The organism is Alienimonas sp. DA493, from assembly GCF_043951915.1.
Lineage (GTDB): Bacteria > Planctomycetota > Planctomycetia > Planctomycetales > Planctomycetaceae > Alienimonas.
Genome location: NZ_JBINJD010000350.1, coordinates 1 through 664 on the forward strand (window position 1 = coordinate 1; position 664 = coordinate 664).

Sequence of the window (664 nt, forward strand, 5' to 3'; positions counted from 1 at the left end):
CGCAGACGCCCGGGTCCGCCAGCACGTCCGGCAGTCCGCCGTACGCCGCCGCGTCGCACCCGCGTTCGGACCACAGGGCGTAGTCGGCGGCGAGCGTCGCCTCCAGTTCCAGCCGCTTCGGCTTGCCCACTTGCCACTCGCCGCCGCGGGAGAGGCTGTCGTCGCGGAGCCGGCGGTGGCCGTGCAGGGCCGGGGAAATGACGATCCGCCAACCGGCGAACCGACCCCGAGTGTTGATCTCGACATCGCCGGCGCAGAACAGGGATCGATACCCGTTCAGGGCCTCAAAGGACGACCGGCGGAAGACGCAGGTCGTGTGAACGCAGGTCCCGTAAGGGGCGCAGCCCCAAACGGAGCCGGAGCGGTGGTAGGGGACGCGACCGACCTCCGCCTCGCTGCGCTCGTGCCCGGGGTCGACGAACTGGTCCATCGCCGCCCCGAACAAATCGGCCTCGTACTCGCGCAGGACCGTCACGGCGTCCCAGAAGCGCCCCGGGGAGTCCAGGTCGTCCGCGTCGCTGACGGCGTACCAGTCGGAGACATGGTGCGACCACGTCCCCATCGCGGAGACGTACGGGCCGACGTTCCGCTCGTTGACGTAGAGCCGGACGCTCGGGTGCTCCGCCAGCGCGATCGTCTCCGGCGAGGGCGTGAAGCCGTCGGC

1 protein-coding gene is annotated in these 664 nt (G+C 71.1%); it reads right to left on the bottom strand.

Going from position 1 to position 664, the window contains the following annotated elements:
- Positions 1-664 (bottom strand): glycosyltransferase (locus tag ACG2DA_RS22960; RefSeq protein WP_395259040.1); only part of this gene is annotated, 664 nt, incomplete at both ends.